The sequence below is a fragment of the Polaromonas sp. P1_G2 genome, from assembly GCF_056405515.1.
The window spans coordinates 1-17,783 of the sequence record NZ_JBFUBY010000014.1 but is presented as its reverse complement, the minus strand read 5'-3'; the positions used below and the strand labels follow the sequence as shown (position 1 = coordinate 17,783).

15 protein-coding genes are annotated in these 17,783 nt (G+C 65.2%); 4 read left to right on the top strand and 11 right to left on the bottom strand.

Going from position 1 to position 17,783, the window contains the following annotated elements; all coding sequences use genetic code 11:
• Positions 1-164: 164 nt before the first annotated feature.
• Together AC1D0P_RS03085 and AC1D0P_RS03080 are read right to left on the bottom strand one after the other, a co-directional pair.
• The gene (locus AC1D0P_RS03085) at positions 165-485 is read right to left on the bottom strand and encodes a DUF4148 domain-containing protein (protein ID WP_477675344.1); all 321 of its coding nucleotides are present in this window, start codon (positions 483-485) and stop codon (positions 165-167) included.
• Between the two features lie 399 nt (positions 486-884).
• The gene (locus tag AC1D0P_RS03080) at positions 885-1,811 is read right to left on the bottom strand and encodes a LysR family transcriptional regulator (protein WP_477675343.1); all 927 of its coding nucleotides are present in this window, start codon (positions 1,809-1,811) and stop codon (positions 885-887) included.
• 207 nt (positions 1,812-2,018) lie between these two features.
• On the opposite strand from AC1D0P_RS03080, the gene AC1D0P_RS03075 reads away from it, so the two are divergent.
• Both AC1D0P_RS03075 and AC1D0P_RS03070 read left to right on the top strand, forming a co-directional pair.
• Positions 2,019-2,303, top strand: coding sequence for a DUF4148 domain-containing protein (locus AC1D0P_RS03075; protein ID WP_477675342.1), 285 nt, complete (start codon positions 2,019-2,021; stop codon positions 2,301-2,303).
• A 192-nt stretch (positions 2,304-2,495) separates the two neighbouring features.
• Positions 2,496-3,326 carry a hypothetical protein gene (locus AC1D0P_RS03070; RefSeq protein WP_477675341.1) on the top strand — a complete coding sequence of 277 codons (831 nt, stop codon included), beginning with the start codon at positions 2,496-2,498 and terminating at the stop codon, positions 3,324-3,326.
• A 23-nt stretch (positions 3,327-3,349) separates the two neighbouring features.
• Here the strand turns inward: AC1D0P_RS03070 and AC1D0P_RS03065 are convergent, their stop codons facing one another.
• From AC1D0P_RS03065 to AC1D0P_RS03035, 7 genes are all read right to left on the bottom strand, one after another.
• Positions 3,350-4,492 carry a DUF1513 domain-containing protein gene (locus AC1D0P_RS03065; protein ID WP_477675340.1) on the bottom strand — a complete coding sequence of 381 codons (1,143 nt, stop codon included), beginning with the start codon at positions 4,490-4,492 and terminating at the stop codon, positions 3,350-3,352.
• Positions 4,493-4,501: 9 nt separating this feature from the next.
• Positions 4,502-5,593 (bottom strand): imelysin family protein, encoded by a 1,092-nt coding sequence (locus AC1D0P_RS03060; RefSeq protein ID WP_477675339.1) that lies wholly within the window; start codon positions 5,591-5,593, stop codon positions 4,502-4,504.
• Positions 5,594-5,598: 5 nt separating this feature from the next.
• Complete coding sequence (locus tag AC1D0P_RS03055; protein ID WP_477675338.1) at positions 5,599-7,053, bottom strand: di-heme oxidoreductase family protein; 1,455 nt, start codon at positions 7,051-7,053, stop codon at positions 5,599-5,601.
• A 15-nt stretch (positions 7,054-7,068) separates the two neighbouring features.
• Entirely contained in the window at positions 7,069-8,274 is a 1,206-nt protein-coding gene (locus AC1D0P_RS03050) for an imelysin family protein (protein WP_477675337.1), read from the bottom strand.
• A 238-nt stretch (positions 8,275-8,512) separates the two neighbouring features.
• Positions 8,513-9,829 (bottom strand): cation:proton antiporter, encoded by a 1,317-nt coding sequence (locus AC1D0P_RS03045; RefSeq protein ID WP_477675336.1) that lies wholly within the window; start codon positions 9,827-9,829, stop codon positions 8,513-8,515.
• 82 nt (positions 9,830-9,911) lie between these two features.
• The gene (locus AC1D0P_RS03040) at positions 9,912-11,114 is read right to left on the bottom strand and encodes a phospholipase A (RefSeq protein WP_477675335.1); all 1,203 of its coding nucleotides are present in this window, start codon (positions 11,112-11,114) and stop codon (positions 9,912-9,914) included.
• A 59-nt stretch (positions 11,115-11,173) separates the two neighbouring features.
• Entirely contained in the window at positions 11,174-11,560 is a 387-nt protein-coding gene (locus tag AC1D0P_RS03035; RefSeq protein WP_477675334.1) for a hypothetical protein, read from the bottom strand.
• 377 nt (positions 11,561-11,937) lie between these two features.
• Here AC1D0P_RS03035 and AC1D0P_RS03030 point away from each other — a divergent pair, with 377 nt between their 5' ends.
• Complete coding sequence (locus tag AC1D0P_RS03030; RefSeq protein WP_477675333.1) at positions 11,938-12,756, top strand: phosphate/phosphite/phosphonate ABC transporter substrate-binding protein; 819 nt, start codon at positions 11,938-11,940, stop codon at positions 12,754-12,756.
• 115 nt (positions 12,757-12,871) lie between these two features.
• Here AC1D0P_RS03030 and AC1D0P_RS03025 read toward each other — a convergent pair whose 3' ends face one another.
• Positions 12,872-14,962, bottom strand: a complete 2,091-nt coding sequence (locus tag AC1D0P_RS03025) for an ATP-dependent helicase (RefSeq protein ID WP_477675332.1) — start codon at positions 14,960-14,962, stop codon at positions 12,872-12,874.
• Positions 14,963-15,171: 209 nt separating this feature from the next.
• Positions 15,172-16,032: an IclR family transcriptional regulator gene (locus AC1D0P_RS03020; RefSeq protein ID WP_477675331.1), complete on the bottom strand. Its 861-nt coding sequence runs from the start codon at positions 16,030-16,032 to the stop codon at positions 15,172-15,174.
• Between the two features lie 497 nt (positions 16,033-16,529).
• Between AC1D0P_RS03020 and AC1D0P_RS03015 the strand changes: the two genes are divergently transcribed.
• A partial coding sequence (locus AC1D0P_RS03015) for a sugar ABC transporter ATP-binding protein (protein WP_477675330.1) occupies positions 16,530-17,783 on the top strand: 1,254 nt, incomplete at its 3' end.

Here is a 17,783-nt window from a genome sequence, read left to right as displayed (position 1 = left end):
CCATCAAGAGAGCCTCCAAGGGGAACGGCACTTCGTCTGAGGCTCGGCAGGCGCGCACTTTAAAACCTCCTGCAGCGCAAGCGCTGCAGGAGGTTTTGTGTTTTTAACGGCCTGGGACGGAGCCTCTTGCAACTCCGTCCGGCAATCAAGTGCGCGTAGAGCGCTTATTGAACGACGGGGTAGTCGCGCTCAAGGGTGGAGACCGACACGGCGCTGCCGGCTTCGGCTTTCACTTCGGCACGGCTCCGGGTACTGGCGGGTGCGCTGGCTTCGGGAGCCTGGTAGGTTGGGCCGATGTTCACGGAATAACCTTCGTGCTGGGCTTGCGCGAGTTCGGCGCGAACGTCAGCGCGGGTCTTGGTGCTGACCGAATTCACCTGGTCTTGCGGAAACGGATCGCGGCCTTCGGCGAAGCTGCTGGCGGAGCCGAAGAAGGCGAGTGCGGAGACGGCAAGAACGGAGGCGGAGACGAGATTCGATTTCATGATGAATTTCCTTTAGACAGTTTTTGAAAAAATCCGGTCGGACGGGCTGTGTGCCCGAGGGGCCTTCCTCGCTGAGTCGCTGTTATGAATGTGGCTCACCGATGCATCCAAGCTTGTTCCGCCAAGCCCCTTGGACAAGTGCGCGTTTGCAGAACATTCCATTGCCGAAACTGGAACAATGAAAACGCGGAATCGCGGAACTTTTCTCACATGGAAGTTTTGAAAGCATCGCGTCAAGAACGCGTGCAGCCTTCGCCGCGCAGCTTGAATGGCTTGATGCCGCACCGGATGCGTGAAGCCGGCCGGTGCGTGATCGCGCCCGCCTTGTTGCTTATGTGGGGATGAGCCGCCGGTCTTCCATGCCGCGGCCCAGGGCCGCGCGAAAAATCCGGTAAAAACTCAGTCCTGCCGCGTGTCCATTTTTTTGATCACCCTGCGTGTGTACTCGGTCATGAACTCGAGGAACACGCTGGTGCGCACCGGGATGAATTTGCGACTGGGAAGCGCCGCATACAAAGTGTTGGTGCCGGTGATCCAGGGCGAAAGGATGCGCTGCAGCGCGCCGCTGTTGAGGTGATTGGCCACCAGGTCGATGGACTGGCTCATGATGCCGGCGCCGTCCACGCAGGCGCGTATCAAGGTGTCGGTGTGGTTGACCAGCATGCTGGGTTCGATCTGCACTTCGACGACGCGCTTGCCTTCGTTGGGATTGGTCAGGCGCCAGACGCGGTGCCTGTTGGCCGTTGCCTTGACGCGCAGGCAGTGGTGCTGCGGCAGGTCTTCGGGCCGCGCCGGTGTGCCGTTGCGGCGCAGGTAATCCGGCGAGGCGCAAAGGACGCCGTCGGACGAAGCAATGGGTCGCGCGATGATGTTGGCATCGAAGGTGTCGGCCGCGCCCAGCAGGGTGAGGTCGTAGTCTTCCACCGGAGGCACCAGCGGCGAGTCCACATGGATGTCGAGCACGACCTTGGGGTAGCGCCGGCCGAACTCGGCCACCAGCGGCGCCAGCACATGCACGGCGAACACCGGCGGCGTCATGATGCGTATGGTGCCGGACATTTCCTGCGCATGGGCCTGGGCGGCGGCGTGGGCTTCGTCGATGTCGCTCAGGATGTGCCGCACGCGGGCCAGGTAGGTTTCGCCGGCATCGGTCAGCGCCAGGCGGCGCGTGGTGCGCTGCAACAGGCGCACGCCCAGGTGGTCTTCCAGGTCGCCGACCAGGCGGGTCACGACGGCGGACGACATGTCGAATTTGCGCGCCGCGGCGGCAAAACTGCCGTCGTCCACCACCTGCTGGAATACGCGCATTGATTGGAGTCGGTCCATGGTTAACCCTTATATAACACCTTTATTGTTGCTAATTTAACAGCAATGTATTGTGGGAATTGGTATTTTTTGTTCGATTTAACAGGAATACAGTTCATACATCGATGAGCCGAAGCCACTTACAAGGCGACTCACCGAGGCTGGACAGACGGGGAGATGAGCCCGCCATGCCCGGAACGTCACTTAACTTTTGAGAGGATATTCATCATGAAATCGAACTTTGTTGCCGCCGCTGTTGTTGCTGTTGCCGCCCTGACTTCCGTGGCCGCGTCCGCCCAGCCCCTGAACGCCTTCCTGCTGGACCAGATGCAGGCGCCTTCGAGCAAAACCCGCGCTGAAGTCAAAAGCGAAGTGCTGCAGGCCCAGAAGGCCAACGCGGCATCGGGCTTCAACGGCGCGACCGCCCAGCAAAACCTGGCCGCTCCGCGTGCCGAAAAGACCGGCACGGCTCCCCAGGCTGCAGCCGAGCTCGTGAAGCCCAGCCAGCAATAAGCTGTGCAAGGCCGGCTTTGGCCGGTTCTGGCGCAATCGCCCCGGCAGCCTGAAAGGGTTGCCGGGGCGATTGCATTGGTGCCTGACAAACGCAGGAACACTTTTTCAATTCTTCCGCCGGCGATTTCTGCGGAGCGGTCTGCCTGGGCCGCATCGGCGGTATCTCAGCCGCACTCTAGAATCCCCGTCATCTTGAGAACCTCCAACACACCTTACGCCTTTGCCTTTGTTGCCGCGCAGCTGCTGGCCCTGCCGGGCCTGGCAGTGGCGCTTTACCTGTACACCGTGGGCAAGATGGCAGGCAGTGGTGGCTGGCTGCTGGGCGTGTTCGAGCTGCTGTTCTCAGGCGTGGTGGTCCTGCCCGCGATGCTGCTGTGTGCGGTGCTCTTGCTGATTGCCGGCTTGTTCTCCCGGGTCCGGCCATGGGCTAGCCTTGTGCTGTTGCTGGTCAATACGACCGTGCTGGCTGTTGCCTGGACGATCAGTCCATCCACCGAAGCAGCGGAGCTGCTGGTCTGGGTTCCCACTGTGCTGTCGGCCGCGGCTGCGGCCACGCTGGCGTGGCAGGGGTTTTCGCCGGTGACGAGGCCGGAGCGGAACATGCTCTGGGGTCAGCTCCTGCTGGCTGCCGGGCTGGGGGTTGGATTGGGGCTGGCAGGCGCCGGCAGTGTCCCTGTTGCGCCACCTGCCGAGCCGGATCCTATGGCGGCGGTGCCGCCGGAGCGCGTATTCAACGGGACGTTGGACGGCAAGCCGGTGCACCTCGCGGTGCATGACTGCAAGGTCTACCGCGCGATACCCAAGGAGGCCAGGGAGTCCAAGGAGTCCGGGGAGAACGGCTGGCAGATGGTGCTCGAACCCGATCTCTACCCATTCTTCACGTATTGCGAGCGGCAGTCGCTGCAGGCAGACAACGGTGTCGTCACCGTCACCCTCGGGCGCATCGCCTTCGGTGCGGGAGGCTGCTGCGCCACGGGTGGCACTTACCGTTCCAGGGACGGTGAGCTGTGGAAGAAGCAGTGAAGTGCGCCGGATAAAGGCGAACTCTAGCCCGCCATCGGCGTCCAGTGATTGTCCAGCCGCACGTTCTTGAGCACTGGCGAAGCCGTGCGGCCCGTGCCGTCGCGCATCAGCGCGACTAGCCGCCCGCCGGCCCAGAGTGTGGTGTCAGCTTCGCCCGCCGTAGAAGCTGAGGCGACGGCGCAGGCCTCTTCCAGCGGGAAAAATCCCGTCCAGCGCCCATCGGCTTGCCACACGGCCACGCCGTTGGCGCGCGGACAACCCACGGCAAAGCCGCCTGCCGCCCAGGCGATGTCGCCGCCGTAACCTGCAAGCACCTGCCCGGCGCCTGCCGCACAGGTCTGCAGCTTCTGGCCGTCAAAAAGTGCCAGCACGGGCGCGGTGGTTTTGGCCGCGGTGTCGTCATGCTCGGCCTGCAGGGCGATGCCCAGTACACGCGCACTGCCCGCCGCCGGCGCGCGGCCCCAGGCCATGTGCCGCAGGCTCAGGCGTTTGTCGGCCAGGCGCCACTGGCCCAGCAGGGCCCCGTTTCGCGTGTCCAGCCGCACCAGCGAGGCGTCCATGCGGTCCATGTGAATTTTCAGACGGCCGGTTTCCGGCAATGCGGGAATGCCGCCGTTCGCCACGACCAGGCTGCCGTCGCCATCCAGCAGCAGTTCGTGCGGGTCCATGCCATGGGTCGGCCATTCGCCTATTTTTTCAAGCGTGGCGGCATCGCGCAGGCCCACCAGGCCCTGGCCGGTTTCGAGATTTGTTTCGGTGGTGTAGAGCGTCTTGCCGCCGGGGCCGGCGATCACGTGGCCGTTGAAGGCGCGGTCCGGGTCAGCCCAAGCCCAGGCGATGGCCTTGGCGCTGCCTTCGCCTACGGGTCGCCAGCGCAGCAGCCAGTCCCCCGGCCGGCGTGCCACGGCCAGCAGCGTGCCGCCGCGCTCGGCCCATACGCCGTGGGCGCGCGTCGGTACGTCCAGGGCGGCGCTGACCTTCAGCGTGTCACCGCGATAAGCCAGCACACCGACCTGATAGCCATGGGCCGCCTCCCAGGCCGCCGCCAGTTGCAGCGGCTGGGCGGCGGCCGCTGCCAGGGCCGGCTTGAACCAGGCACCCGCACCGGCCGCGGCCAGTAGTGCCAGCCACTGCCGGCGCTGCAATGTCGTCTGGGCTTGCTGCATGGCGGATTTCTAGTCGCCGTCGGCGTCTGAAAAACCGATGCTGACCTCGAGCGCCGGCGCGATCTCGGCTTCCGCGAGTTTTTTCAGGTCGGCCAGCGAGCGCCCGGCGGCGATGACGCCGGCCCGGTTCGCGGGCGAGAGATTCTGCAGCGCCTTGTCGGCCTTGCCCACGCTTTGCGCCAGCGCGTCGGCTGGTTCGTTGCGGCCCAGGCCGCGCAGATAAGTTTCAATCGGCGCCAGGCCCTCGCCGGGCCGGGGCGCTTCGGAGGCTTGCGAGGCGCCCAGCGTGCGCAACGCCTGCCACTGCGCGGCCCAGCGCGCGGCCGTCTGGCCGCTGGCACCACGTGCATAAGCGGCGGCGTTGCGGCCGCCTTGCGCGCTGCCGGCGAGGCGGGGCTTTTCCATTTCGGCCCAGCGCAGCCGCTCCAGTGCGCCGGTCCATTGGTTGACGAGTTCGCTCATCGCGGGGCCCTGGGTTTCTTCGCCTTGGCCGGGCGGCCGGGCGGCCAGTTCGTCGAAGGCCTTGGCGAGGATGTCGGCTTCGCGCTGGATGTCGGCGGCCACCTGCACCGCATAGCGACAGGCGGGTGTGCTTGGCGCGATGGGCTGGATCCACAGCAGCCACTCCAGCGCCGGCAGCCCCTTGGCCGGCGTGCCTACGCTTTCCATGGCGGTGGCGTCTTGCGGGGCAGCCTGGATCGCGCGCTTGATGAGTTCGGGCCGCGTCGGCGTGAAGTCGATCTGGCGCGCCGAGCGCCGCTGCACCAGCGGGCCTATCTGCACGCCGCTCAGGCGGTCCCAGGTGAGAGCGCTGGCTTTCCAGCGTTCGCGCGCCTGCTCCAGCCTGGCCGCGGCCGCATCGGCGTCCGCATCGCAGACCGCGGCGATCGCCGTGGGAAGGCCTCCGGCCTGTTCGGCAAACGCGGCGGCTTGCGGCGCGTACCAGAAGCGGTAGACGCCACGCATGAAATCGCCGGCCGTGTAAAACGGCACCGCGACGTTGGAAGGGACGGTTTGCGCCTGCGCGGCGCCGCCCAGCAGGACGGCGGCACCGGCGAGGAGCACCAAGGCCGGCTTCAAGGGTGCAAAAAAGGATTTCATGGCACTCACAGCGATTCGAGGAATTTGACCAGCGCGGCGCGCTCCTGCGCATTCATTTGCAAAACCTTGTCCTTGCTGGCCTTGGCCTCGCCGTCATGCCAGAGCACCGCCTCCAGCGCGCCGCGCGCACGGCCGTCGTGCAGCAGGCGGTTGTGGCCGTTAACGTCGGGCACCAGGCCCAGGCCCCACAGCGGCGGCGTGCGCCACTGGCGGCCGTTCGCGAGAAAGTCGGGCCGGCCGTCGGCCAGCCCTTCGCCCATGTCGTGCAGCAACAGGTCGGTATAGGGGTAGATGGTCTGGCCCTGCGCGGCCTTGCTACCCAGGCGCGGAAAGGGAATCTCGCCGGTCACATAACTCGGGCGGTGGCAGGCGGCGCATTGCGCCTGGGCAAACAGCTTCTGGCCCTGCACCACCTGGGCATCCTTGGGGTTGCGCCGCGCGGCCGGCGCCAGCGTGCTTTCGTAGAACACCACGTCGCTAAAAGTCTTCTCGTCGATCTCGGGCGCCTTGCCTTGCGCGCCGCGCGGCGCGGCCAGGCAGTCTTTCTGCGCGTTCGTGCAGGTTTCCTTGGGAAAGAGCGGAGAGGTGATGCCCATGTCACCGAGAAAAGCGCCGCCGGTCTGGTGGGCCAGCGTGGCGACGTTGGCCTTCCAGCCGAAGCGTCCCACGCGCATTTGCTGCGTGGGCGCATCCCATACCTGGTTGACCACGCCGCGCACCGGCCCGCCCAGGGCCGCGTGGTCGCGCGCATTGCGCAGGATCTCAGCCTCGGGAATCGCCTCGAGCAAACCCACGCCGGCCATTTGCGGCGCGATGCGCGGGCTCAGCATCACGTCTTTGGCCATGGGGCCGTAGTTGAGCTTGCTGAAACCGTAGCGGGGCTTTTGCAACTGGTAGGGCGTGCCGTCGGCGAACTTGCCGCGCAAGGTGTCGTAGCGCAACGAGATCTGCCCCTCGGGCGTCACGCCCTGGACCGCGAAGTTGGAAAACTGGTCGCCATACACCGGGTCGGGCAGGGGGCCGCCGTGCGCGTCCTTGCCCGGAATCGACAGGCGAAGCAAGAGGCCCACGGGCTGGTCGGACAGGCCGCGCGTGAAATCCGGCGGCGCACCGCGGCCGTCCTGCACATGGCAGCCGCCGCAGGAGCGGGCGATGAAATGCGGGCCCAGGCCGTCGCGCGCGGTGGTCGACGATGGCGCCTGCACCCAGTTGCGCTTGAAAAACGAATTGCCGATGACGAAGCGCGTGCGCTCCTCATCGGGCAGGTTGGCCAGCGGAAATGAGAAGGCGTTCTGGCCGGTGGCGAACACGGTGGTGTCGCCGCCGGTTTTTTCGTCATCGGGCGCGGCGCCGTCCTGGCCGGCGGGCCCTGCGGATGCCCAGAAGGCCAGGCCCGCGAGGCCCGTCACGGCCAGCCACAGCAGCCCCGCGCGCAGGGAGCGCGGGAGCGGTCGGGGCAAAGCGGTGCGCAACACTTAAGGTTTGACCAGGGTCAGCTTGGTGATGCCGGCCGCATTGGCCGCTTCGACCAGGTCCTTGCTTTGCAGCACCAGGCTGTCTATGGTTTTCTGCACGCGCAGGCGGCCGGGCGCGTCCTTGGCGCCGACGATCTCACGGTCAAACGGCGCCCGTATGCCTTCGGCGGCGGCGACCGACGCGGCGATCTGTTGGGTGGTGCGTTCGGCCAGCGCCGGGTTTTTCGCGGCCACCAGTTCGCGCAGCGAAACACCGCTGAGCGTGCTGCCGTCGGCGCGTTTGTACTGGCCCAGCCAGGCGTTCTGTATGCCCTTGGCGTTGTTCACCACGTCGCGGTGCGTGTTGTCGGAAAAGCAGGAGTGCTCGTCTTCCTGGTCCTGGCTGGCCAGCGCGACTTCCAGGCGCTCACCCGCGAGTTCGCCGCGCGAGAGCGAGCCGAGGCCGACAAACATCTTGCGCACCGACTCCATGCCGCCGCGCTCGAACTTCGCGCGGTAGGACGTGGCCGTGGGCGCCCAGGCCTTGGTCAGGCTGCGCAGGTCGTCGACCAGCAGCTCGGTCGCCACCTGCAGGTACTGGCGGCGGCGGTCGGCGTTGGGCTTCTTGCCGTCCACAAAATCTTCAAACGAACGGTTGCCCGGGCCGGTGGTGCTCAGGTCCTGGCCCCACAGCAAAAATTCGATGGCGTGCCAGCCGGTGGCGATGTTCTCTTCGCCGTTGCGCTCGTTCAGGCTGGCCAGCTGCTTCTTGCCGATGACGGCCTTGCGATTGTTGATGATGCCGGCGTTGGGCGCGTCTTTCACGTAGTCGACATAGGACTCGTCCATGGGCCAGGCGTTGATGCGGCCTTCGGGGCCGTTTTTGTCGTCGATGGGGCCGCCGTAAAAACGGAATGCCTCCGTCTGGCCGTAAAACTCGCGTGCGTCCAGCCAGGCCTTGCGCGCGGCTTTGAGGCCTTCGTCCGAGGGCGCGGCGGTGAAGGACTGCACGGCCTTTTGCAGCGTGAGCGCGCCGGCCAGCGTGTCCTCATAGCTGGCCAGCACCAGTTGCGCGTAATGCTTGGCCACGGCGGGCGCCGTCACGGCTTGCGCGGCCGGTGCTGCCGCCACGGTGCCACTTGCGGCCGCTGCGGGCTGGGCCATGGCGGGCGCTGCGAGCAGGGCAAGCAGGGTGGCAAGAAAGACGGGTTTCAGCACGGGTGTCATGGCGGCTCCTGGATTTTGGGATTGGCGAAAAAGGGAATTATACAAATGAGAATAGTTATCAATATCAACGGCATACGAAATACCGGGTCATTTCCGCCAGGTTCGGTGATGCAAAAAATGGGAGATGAGAGCCGCTCTCAAAACCCAGCGAAGCGGTCCTGGCTAGGCGCGCCGCCGCAGACAGCACACCAGTGCGGCAAGGCGGTGCAACAACGCCAGGAGGGTTTTTGAGCAGCTCTCAGCGCCGCCGGCCGGCCTTGCGCGCTTCGTAGCGCTTCATCAGCGGCGTGACCGAAACGCCGTGCGCGACGACCGAGGCCACCACCACGGCCAGCGTGATCGAAAGCAGCTGCTGGGCCAGCGCGCGTTGGATGTCGTGGTTGATGGCGTAGAGCAGGTAATAGAGCGAGCCGATGCCGCGTATGCCGAACCAGCCCATCAGGTTGCGCTGCGCGCCCCTGACCCGTGTGCCCAGCAGGCCGATGTAAACCGCCAGCGGCCGCACCACCAGGAACAGCACTGGGATGAACCACAGCACCTCCGGGCGAAAGCGCACGGTGGCCACCAGCACGCCGACGGCCAGCACGATGGCGACTTCGACAAAACTTTCCAGCTGGCTGTTGAAGCGCGCCACCGCGCGCATCATGTGGGCCGGCGCTTCGGCACCCGAAGCCTCCTGGTCCGCGGGGCTCAGCGTTTCGCCGGGGACGGGTGCCGGCGCCTGCGGGCGCACATGGGGCTCGTCAATGCGGCGCAGTGCCAGCCCGGCCGCGAACACCGCCAGGAATCCGTAGGTGTGGCTGAGCAGCGCGAGGCCGTAGGTGAGCCCTATCAGCCCCAACGCGATAAATTCGTCCGAGCCCAGCGCCTCGCGGTGCCGCATGCGCAGGTAGAGGATGGCGCGGCCCACCAGCGTGCCCAGCAGCCAGCCCAGTGCCAGGCCACCGGCTACCGCCCACAGCACGTCGACGGCCCACCAGCGCCAGCCGCCTTCGCCGAGTTCGTGCAGGCCCAGCAGGCCCAGGCCGAGCATGACAAAAGGAAAGGCCGTGCCGTCGTTGAGCCCGCCTTCACCCGTGAGGCCGAAGCGCAGGCGGTCACGGTCGCCGGGATCGGCCACCTRCACGTCGGAGGCCAGCACCGGGTCGGTGGGCGCCAGGATGGCGCCCAGCAGTACGGCCGCGCCCAGCGGGAGGTTCAGCAGGTACACGCCCAGCGCGGCGACGGCCGCCACCGTGAGCACCATGGACACCGTCGCCAGCTGCACCGGAATGCGCCAGCGGCCGTCGTGCCGGCGGAATTCGAGTTTCATGCCGCAGGTGAACAGCGAGACCAGCACCGCCACTTCCGTCAGGCGCTCCAGCAGCACGGCGTTCTTCAGCGCGTCGAGCTTGAGCAGCCCCAGCCCCACCGGGCTGACGGCCACGCCCACGCCGAGATAAAGCATGGCGGCGCTCAGCGGCAGGCGCGCGATGAAGGAGCCCCCCAGCGTCATCGCGATCAGCAGCGCGCCGGCCACGATGCAAGCCAGGGTGAAGGTGGTGGGCTCGTTCATGGCCCGAGCTTACGGCCGGTGCGCGCCTGTGTGTATCAGCCGGCACGCCGTCTTGTGCTGGCTATGGGCGGCGGCGCCGCGGCTACCAGTCGACCAAGCTCAGGCCCACGCTCAGGACGTTGCGTTTGCGGTTGTAGTCCACCAGGCTGTCGCCGTAGCCGCTGAAGAGCTGCACGTGGTAGCGCAGGCCGGTGTAGTTGGGCGACGAGGCGGGTGCCATCATCCAGTCAAGGCGCGCAGAACCGCGGGCCTCTTTGCGCAGCGAGTGCCGCAGCGTCACGCCCACTGTATTGGCCTTGTTGATCTGCCAGCTGCCGGTGACCTCGGCGCGGCCTATGTAGTTCTCGATGCCGGGGTTGTCGTCGTTGCCCGAGGACTCCTTGAGCCGGTCCCAGATGCGTCCCTGCAGGATCAGGCCCGAGTCCTGCCCCAGCGTCTTTTCCGCCGCGCCCATCAGGTAGACGCGGTTCCAGCTGCGTGACAGCGGCAGCGACTGGCCGTTGGACTGGTGCACCAGCCCCAGGCCCGAGAGCCGGTAGGTCCAGCCGCCGGCCAGCGGGATCTGGTGCGGGTACATATAGAGGATTTCGGGCTCGTGGTCGGTGGTGCGGAAAGGCCGTGAGATGGCGCCGTTGAACAGCTGCCAGTAGCTTTGCTGCGTGTAGCCGAACCACAGCGAGTCGTGGTCGTCCTCGTCCTCGGGGCCGTTCTTCAGCAGGCCCTTGGCGATCTTGGTGCGCACCGAGAGCTGGATCTTGTTTTCAGTCCGCATATAGGGCTGCGAAGTCAGCGCGGTATGGCCCAGCGACGGCGACGACGGCTGCATGTTCACGCTGTCGGAGGTGACCACCGCCAGCGAGATCGGCCGGTAGCCGCGCAGCGAGAAAGTGTCGCAGTCGGTGCCGCGCTGCAGCTCCCAGAAGCGCGAGAGTTCGGAGTACTTGGTGTTCTTGCAGCCTATGGGTTTGCCGTCCGGCGCCTCGGTGTTCAGCGAAGGCAGCAGCAGCACCGGCGTGGCCGGCTGGCCGGTCGCCGGATTGGCCGGCGCCGTGGTGAGGCTGGGCGCGGGCATGTTGGCCGGCGTCTGCGCGTCCGCCCATTGCTGGAAGCAGGCCAGTTGCGCGGCCGGGTCGGCCTTCATGGCCTGGCAAGCCTGCCAGCCCGTGGCGGGGGCGCGTGCCGAAGCCGAAGAAGAGGTTTGCGCCGGCGCCGGGGACATGGCGAAAAGCCCCAGGAGGCCGCCCCACAGCAGGGGCGCGGCAAATAGGGAGGGTATCGGTCGCATGGTTGGGCAGTCGGTTCGGTGATGTTTTAAAGGAATTTTCAGGCGCCCGCGCTTGGGGCTCAAGGCAGCCGGGTCAGCGTGAAGGGAATATCGGGCGCGTTGTCGGGCGCGCTGCTGCTGGTGTCTTTCCAGCTGCCCTTGAAGGCCTTGCCGCAGGAGCCCTCGACCATCTCGCCGTTCCAGGTGCCGGTGATGCTCACGTTGTCGGAAGACTCGTCGAGCAGCAGCATGCCGCCCTCGAGGTCGCCGGCCAGCGCGGCCTTGGCGGCATGGCCGGCAATGGCCTTGGAGCCGCCGGCCGGCCCCAGGTCGCGGCTCACAACGCCGGCCAGGCTTTCGGCGAATTCGGCGTGCCGCTCCAGCAGCATGGTGGCGCGGGCCGGCAGTCCGGCGGGCGGGTTGGAAAAACGCACGGCCCACAGGCCATAAAGCTGCGCGGCCTTCATGTCCGTCGCCGCGGGGCATCCGCTATCAGCTTTGGTTTGGGCGCTTGCCCCGGTAAACAGAGTGCAGCTTGCTATCAACAAAAGAGCAAATCGGAAGGTATTCGAAGTCATGAACAGATGAACGACGGCTCGAGGCCGTTCGGAACGGGGCTGCAGGAACGCTGCGCAAACCTGGCCGGGGCGGCCGGTCTGCGCAGCGGTGGAATGAAAACCCGGGCGGTGAGGTGCGGGGTTTAAGCAACGCGCAGCCTGGGGCTTGCGCACTATCTCACGAATACATCTTCTATGACGCGCAACTCAGGCAAACCCGCGAGTTGAAACCATTTGTAACTGAGATACTGAATTTGTTTCCATTTTTTACTCCGAAAGGCCCCACCATGAAAATCCGTCAATACATAAGTGTGCTGGTGCTGGCTTTGCTGGCTGGCCAAGCCTCGGCCCAGGGGGCGCCATTGGTGTTCGCCGTGAATGAAGGCGTGACTTATCGCGTCAATCCGGGCGCGACCGTCGAGCGTTTTCGGGACTTGTCCGAGGACCTGGGCAAGCTGCTCAAGCGCCCGGTCAAGATACAGCCCGTAACAGACTACAAAGAACTCGCGGCGGGCATGGCCGAGCAGCGCTACGACATCGCCTATGTGCACCCGGCCCACCATTCCATCCGGGCGATGTCCAAAAACGGCTACCGCCTGATCGCACTGACCAAGGGCTTCACCGACTACAGCGCTTCCTTCATGGTGCGCAGCGACTCCCCGCTCAAGTCCCTCAACGACCTGAAGGGCCTCAAGATAGGCGCGCCCAGTGAAGACTCCATCACCTCGGTGATCATGCGCGCCACCTTGCGAGACGCGCTCGGGACGCAACCGGTGGAAACCGTTTACGTCAAACTGCAGGATGCGGTGCCCTTCATGGTGGAAAACAACATGGTCGCCTCAGGCGTCACCGCGTCACGCGCGGTGGTCAAGGACTGGCAGGCCAAGGGCGGCAAGGTGCTGGCCACCAGCAAGCCCGTACCCATCAAGCATCTGCTCGCCAGCGGCAAGCTGACCGACGCGGAGCGCGCCCAGATCACCGCCTACTTTGTGGGGCTGGATCAATCCGCCGACGGCAAAAAACGGCTGGATGCGCTCGCCGTGCAGGGGTTCATCGAGTATGACCAGGCCAAGCTGATGGACCTCGGCAAATGGCTCGGGCTGTGACGTCCCATTCCTATTTCAACGCGATATGTCGTTGCAGCCCCCTTGCCGTGCTGTAGCACTGTCTGCGGGGTCGCGCCTAATCTCGCATTGAACTAGAAATGGGAGCGGTGGCGCTTTAACGAGTCTCGGAAGCCGCAGCTGCCGCAATCCCTTCAGCGGATTTTTTCGCAAACTCCGCGCGCAAGGCTTTGAGCTTTTCGCGCGGGTCTTCCTTCACCGTGGCCTTGTCCAGCGCCATCTCGGCGATGAAGCGGCTGGGCGCGCCGGGGATCATGTCGCGGCCTTTTTTGCGTTTGCGCAGCCAGTTCACGGCCAGCGTGCGCTGCGCGCGCGTGATGCCCACATACATCAGGCGGCGCTCTTCCTGCAGGCGCAGCGCGATGTTGTCGGTATTGGTGCCGTCGTCGTCTTCCAGCTTGAAGGGCAACAGGCCCTCGTTCACGCCGGCCAGCACCACGTGCGGCCACTCCAGGCCCTTGGCCGCGTGCAGGGTGGACAGCGTCACCACGTTCTGGTCGCCTTCGCGTTCGCTGATGGTGGACAGCAGCGCGATGGTCTGCACCACCTCCAGCATGGTCTTGGTTTCGGCGGCCACCACCGCGCCCGAGGCGTCGTCAATCTGGCCGCCGCAGCGCTGGGCCACCCAGTCGCAGAAATCCATCACATTGGTCCAGCGCGCGGCCGCGAGCTTCTCGCTGTCCTCGCCGTCGTACAGGTGTTTTTCGTAGTCGATTTCCTTGAGCCAGTCATTCAGGAAAGCGCGCGCGTCCTCGGCGCCCACGGTGCGTTTGGCGCGGTACTCGAGGTCGTTGAGGTAGCGGCCGAACTCATGCAGCGAGCCCACCGCCTTGGCCGGCAGCACCGAGCCCAGCGAGTTGCTGAACAGCGCCTCAAACAGGCTCTGCTTGGACTGGCTCGCGAAGTTGCCCAGCGCGCCCAGCGTGGTGTGGCCTATGCCGCGCTTGGGCGTGGTCACCGCGCGCATAAACGCCGGGTCGTCGTTGTTGTTGACCAGCAGCCGCATCCAGCAGCACAGGTCCTTGATCTCGGCGCGGTCGAAAAAGCTTTGCCCGCCCGAAACCTTGTAGGGGATGTTGGCCTTGCGAAAAGCCTTCTCGAAAGGTTTGGCCAGGTGGTTGGCGCGGTACAGCACGCAGAAGTCTTTCCACTCCTTGTACTGCCCGCCCTCGGCCTGCAGGCTGCCTTCGGCGCGCAGGCTCTGGATGCGCGCCACCACGCGCTCGGCCTCGTGTTCCTCGCTGTCGCAGTCGACCACGCGCACCGGCTCGCCTTCGCCGAGCTCGCTGAACAGCGTCTTGGGAAACAGCTTGGGATTGGGGCCGATCACGTTGTTGGCCGCACGCAGGATGGCGCTGGTCGAGCGGTAGTTCTGCTCGAGCTTCACCACCTTGAGGTTGGGGTAGTCCTGCGGCAGTTTCCTGAGGTTGTCCAGCGTGGCGCCGCGCCAGCCATAGATCGACTGGTCGTCGTCGCCCACCGCGGTGAAGCGGCCGCGCGGGCCCACCAGCAGCTTGAGCATTTCATACTGCGTGGCGTTGGTGTCCTGGTATTCGTCGACCAGCACATGGCTGAGCGACTCCTGCCATTTGCCGCGCACGCTGTCGTGCTCGCGCAGCAGCTTGAGCGGCAGGCCCACCAGGTCGTCGAAGTCCACGCTCTGGTAGGCGGTCAGGCGTTCTTCATAGTGCGCCATGACGCGCGCGATGGCGCGTTCCTCGTCGCCGTTGGCCTGCGCCATGGCCTCGGCCGCGTTGAGGCCCATGTTCTTCCAGAGGCTGATGGTCCACTGCCACTGCCGCGCGGTGGCCGCATCGGTGCTGCCGCCGGCGTCCTTGATGATGCTGGTCACGTCGTCGCTGTCGAGAATCGAGAATTGGGGCTTCAGGCCCAGGGCCGCGCCGTCCTGGCGCAGCATGCGCACGCCCAGCGCGTGGAAGGTGCAGATCAGCACGCCCTTGGCGCTTTTGCCGATCAACGCCTTGGCCCGCTCGCGCATCTCGGCGGCGGCCTTGTTGGTGAAGGTGATCGCGGCAACCTGCTCCGGCTTGAGCCCCGACTGGATCAAGCGGCCGATCTTGTGCGTGATCACCCGCGTCTTGCMCGAACCCGCGCCCGCCAGCACCAGGCAGGGACCATGCAGGTAGTTCACGGCTTCTTGTTGGGCGAGGTTCAGGCCGTGAGTCATGAAAAAGAATCGATTCCAAGGAGAGAAAATGCGCGGGACCGGCCATGTCAAGGACTGCCGGTGAAGGGCAAATCATAGCGGTTGCCCTTTTGCGGTCCGCGGTGCGGGGAACACCCGAAATTCCGGATTCAGGGAATAAATGCCCGCAGCGAATCCTCACGGGCCCAGGAAGCTATCAAAGCAATAGCGCTGCCGGACCTGGCTCGGCTTCACGCATACCGGCTCGCCGGGGCGAAGCCGCCCTGCGTCAGGGACAAGGCCTGGGCCGCCTGCTGCAGCAGCAGTCGCACGGTTTTCTGGTCGGGGCCGACGTGGCGGTCTATGCGCCGCACGTAAGGGCAGGTCAGTGCCGCCAGCGCGCTGTGGTCGGGCCCGAAGATCGGGCAGGAAATATCGGCCACGCCGAAAGATTGCAGGCTGTCGCGCTCGAAATAGCCTTGCTTGCGGATCACGCCGAGGGCGGCAGCCAATGCATCGGACTCGATCGGCACCTCGCCTTCGAGCGCCGTGTGCTGGGCCAGCATTTGCTGGGCCTGGCTGGCATCCGCGAAAGCCAGCAACACCCGGCCCGAGGCGGTGTCGACCAGCCCGACATGCACCCCCACGCGGATCGTCATGCTCCAGGTGCCGGGGCCGTTGACCTGTGCGGTGACCAGCACATTGCCCTGGTCATAAACGCCCATGTGGCAGGCCTGCTCCGCCTTCTGCGCGAAAGCTTCCATGATGGGAATGGCCTGGGTCACCAGCCGGTTGAGCGGCGGATGCATGTGGGCCAGCGAGAAGAGCTTCAGGCTCAGCGAGTAGCGGTCGCCCGAGAGCGAGCGCATCACATATTGCCGCGCCACCAGGCGCTCCAGCATGCGGTAGATCTCGCTCGCGTTGCGGTCCATTTCCTTGACGATCTCCGCGCGTGTCAGGCCCTGCGGCTGACGGGCCAGCAACTCCAGGATGTCCAGGCCTTTGTCGAGCGCCGGTGCGCGGTAGCGGTCTTCCGCAAGAGGCGGAGATGCGGTGGCGCCAGCGTCATTCGGGGTCGGGTCGATCGTCGGGGGAAAAGATTTTGGTGTCATGGCGGCGGGTTGGGTGAGGGCAAAGGCATTGCAATTTTGATATGTAACGCAGCGCTCCTGATATGTCACATGGCGCTTGCGAGGACTTTCGCCTTCATTGCGTTGAGTTTATTTACTTTTGCACTTAATGTTCATCAATAAATTAAATCCTGACCTAGGGAAAGTCCGGAGCTTGGAAAGATGAGCAAATTTCTATGATTCACACCGTTTCGATCCATAAGTGAATAGATTGTTCATCAATGAACCATTTGTAACAATAAGTTTCCTGCCTTTGGCGCCCTGCCTCGTAAATGGTCCCGTCAGCTAAAAAAGGTTTTTGTTATGCGCCCAGGACGATTTGAGAAGAAAACGGTATCGGTCTCAGCGCCGGCGTCCGGACTGGTGGCCGCAGCCTGTGCACCGGCTTGCGCCGGGGACGGCGCTCGGGGCACGTCTTTCTTGTGCGCCGGCGGCGTCGTAAGGACCTGAGTGAACACCGCAGTTGCCAGCAACCGCTCATGACACCTCTTGTGGCCATCACCAAGCTGTGCAAGTCCTTCCCGGGAGTGCGCGCGCTGCACAACGCCCGGTTTGAGCTTGCCGCGGGCGAAGTGCACGCCCTGATGGGCGAGAACGGTGCCGGCAAATCCACCTTGATGAAGATACTGGCCGGGGTCTACCAGAAGGACGCCGGCGAGATCAGCATCGACGGCCAGCCAGTCGAGATCACCAGCCCGCGCGCCGCGCAAGCACTGGGCATCGGCATCATCCACCAGGAGCTCAACCTGATGGGCCACCTCAGCGTGGCACAGAACATCTTCATCGGACGCGAGCCGCTCGGCCGGCTGGGCCTGTTCGTCGACACCGAAAAGATGGCCCGTGATACCCAGGCGATCTTCGACCGCCTGAACCTGAGCCTGGAGCCGCATACGCTGGTCTGCGACCTGACGGTGGCGCGCCAGCAGATGGTCGAGATCGCCAAGGCGCTGTCCTTCGACTCGCGCGTGCTGATCCTGGACGAGCCCACCGCCGCGCTGAACAACGCCGAAATCGACGACCTGTTTCGCATCATCGGCCAGCTCAAGCGCCAGGGCGTCGGCATGGTCTACATCTCGCACAAGATGGACGAGCTCAAGCGCATCTCGGACCGCGTGACGGTGATGCGCGACGGCCAGTACATCGGCACCGTGCCGACCGCCACCACCAGCATGGACACCATCATCGGCATGATGGTGGGGCGCGCGCTGCTGGAAGACGAGCGACCGCCGGCAGGCGACCAGGGCGGGGAGACCGTGCTGGAGGTGCGCGGCCTCAATCGCGGCCGCACGATCAAGGATGTCAGCTTCAGCGTGCGCAAGGGCGAGATCCTGGGCTTTGCCGGCCTGATGGGCGCCGGCCGGACCGAAGTGGCACGCGCCGTATTCGGCGCCGACAAAAGGGATTCGGGAGAGATCTGGGTCAGGGGCCGCCGGATCGGGGTGCACAGCCCGGCCGACGCGGTGAAGCACGGCATCGGCTACCTGTCGGAAGACCGCAAGCACTTTGGCCTGGCCACCGGCATGGACGTGCAGACCAACATCGTGCTGGCGACCCTGCGGCGCTTTCTGAGCTTCAGCTTTTTCCTCAAGCCCGCCGCGATGCAGGAAACGGCGGTGAAACTGATCGCGCAGCTGGGCATCAAGACACCCAGCGCGCAGCAGAAAGTGGCGCTGCTGTCGGGCGGCAACCAGCAAAAAATCGTGGTCGCCAAATGGCTGGTGCGCGACTGCGAG

What these genes read in the sequence shown, in the direction of transcription:
- AC1D0P_RS03075 (WP_477675342.1), top strand. Translation starts at nt 2,019, where the DNA reads ATGAAATCGAACTTTGTTGCCGCCGCTGTTGTTGCTGTTGCCGCCCTG.
- AC1D0P_RS03060 (WP_477675339.1), bottom strand. Translation starts at nt 5,593, where the DNA reads ATGAAATCCTTTTTTGCACCCTTGAAGCCGGCCTTGGTGCTCCTCGCC.
- AC1D0P_RS03020 (WP_477675331.1), bottom strand. Translation starts at nt 16,032, where the DNA reads ATGACACCAAAATCTTTTCCCCCGACGATCGACCCGACCCCGAATGAC.
- AC1D0P_RS03040 (WP_477675335.1), bottom strand. Translation starts at nt 11,114, where the DNA reads ATGCGACCGATACCCTCCCTATTTGCCGCGCCCCTGCTGTGGGGCGGC.
- AC1D0P_RS03050 (WP_477675337.1), bottom strand. Translation starts at nt 8,274, where the DNA reads ATGACACCCGTGCTGAAACCCGTCTTTCTTGCCACCCTGCTTGCCCTG.
- AC1D0P_RS03065 (WP_477675340.1), bottom strand. Translation starts at nt 4,492, where the DNA reads ATGCAGCAAGCCCAGACGACATTGCAGCGCCGGCAGTGGCTGGCACTA.
- AC1D0P_RS03035 (WP_477675334.1), bottom strand. Translation starts at nt 11,560, where the DNA reads ATGAAGGCCGCGCAGCTTTATGGCCTGTGGGCCGTGCGTTTTTCCAAC.
- AC1D0P_RS03030 (WP_477675333.1), top strand. Translation starts at nt 11,938, where the DNA reads ATGAAAATCCGTCAATACATAAGTGTGCTGGTGCTGGCTTTGCTGGCT.
- AC1D0P_RS03080 (WP_477675343.1), bottom strand. Translation starts at nt 1,811, where the DNA reads ATGGACCGACTCCAATCAATGCGCGTATTCCAGCAGGTGGTGGACGAC.
- AC1D0P_RS03085 (WP_477675344.1), bottom strand. Translation starts at nt 485, where the DNA reads ATGAAATCGAATCTCGTCTCCGCCTCCGTTCTTGCCGTCTCCGCACTC.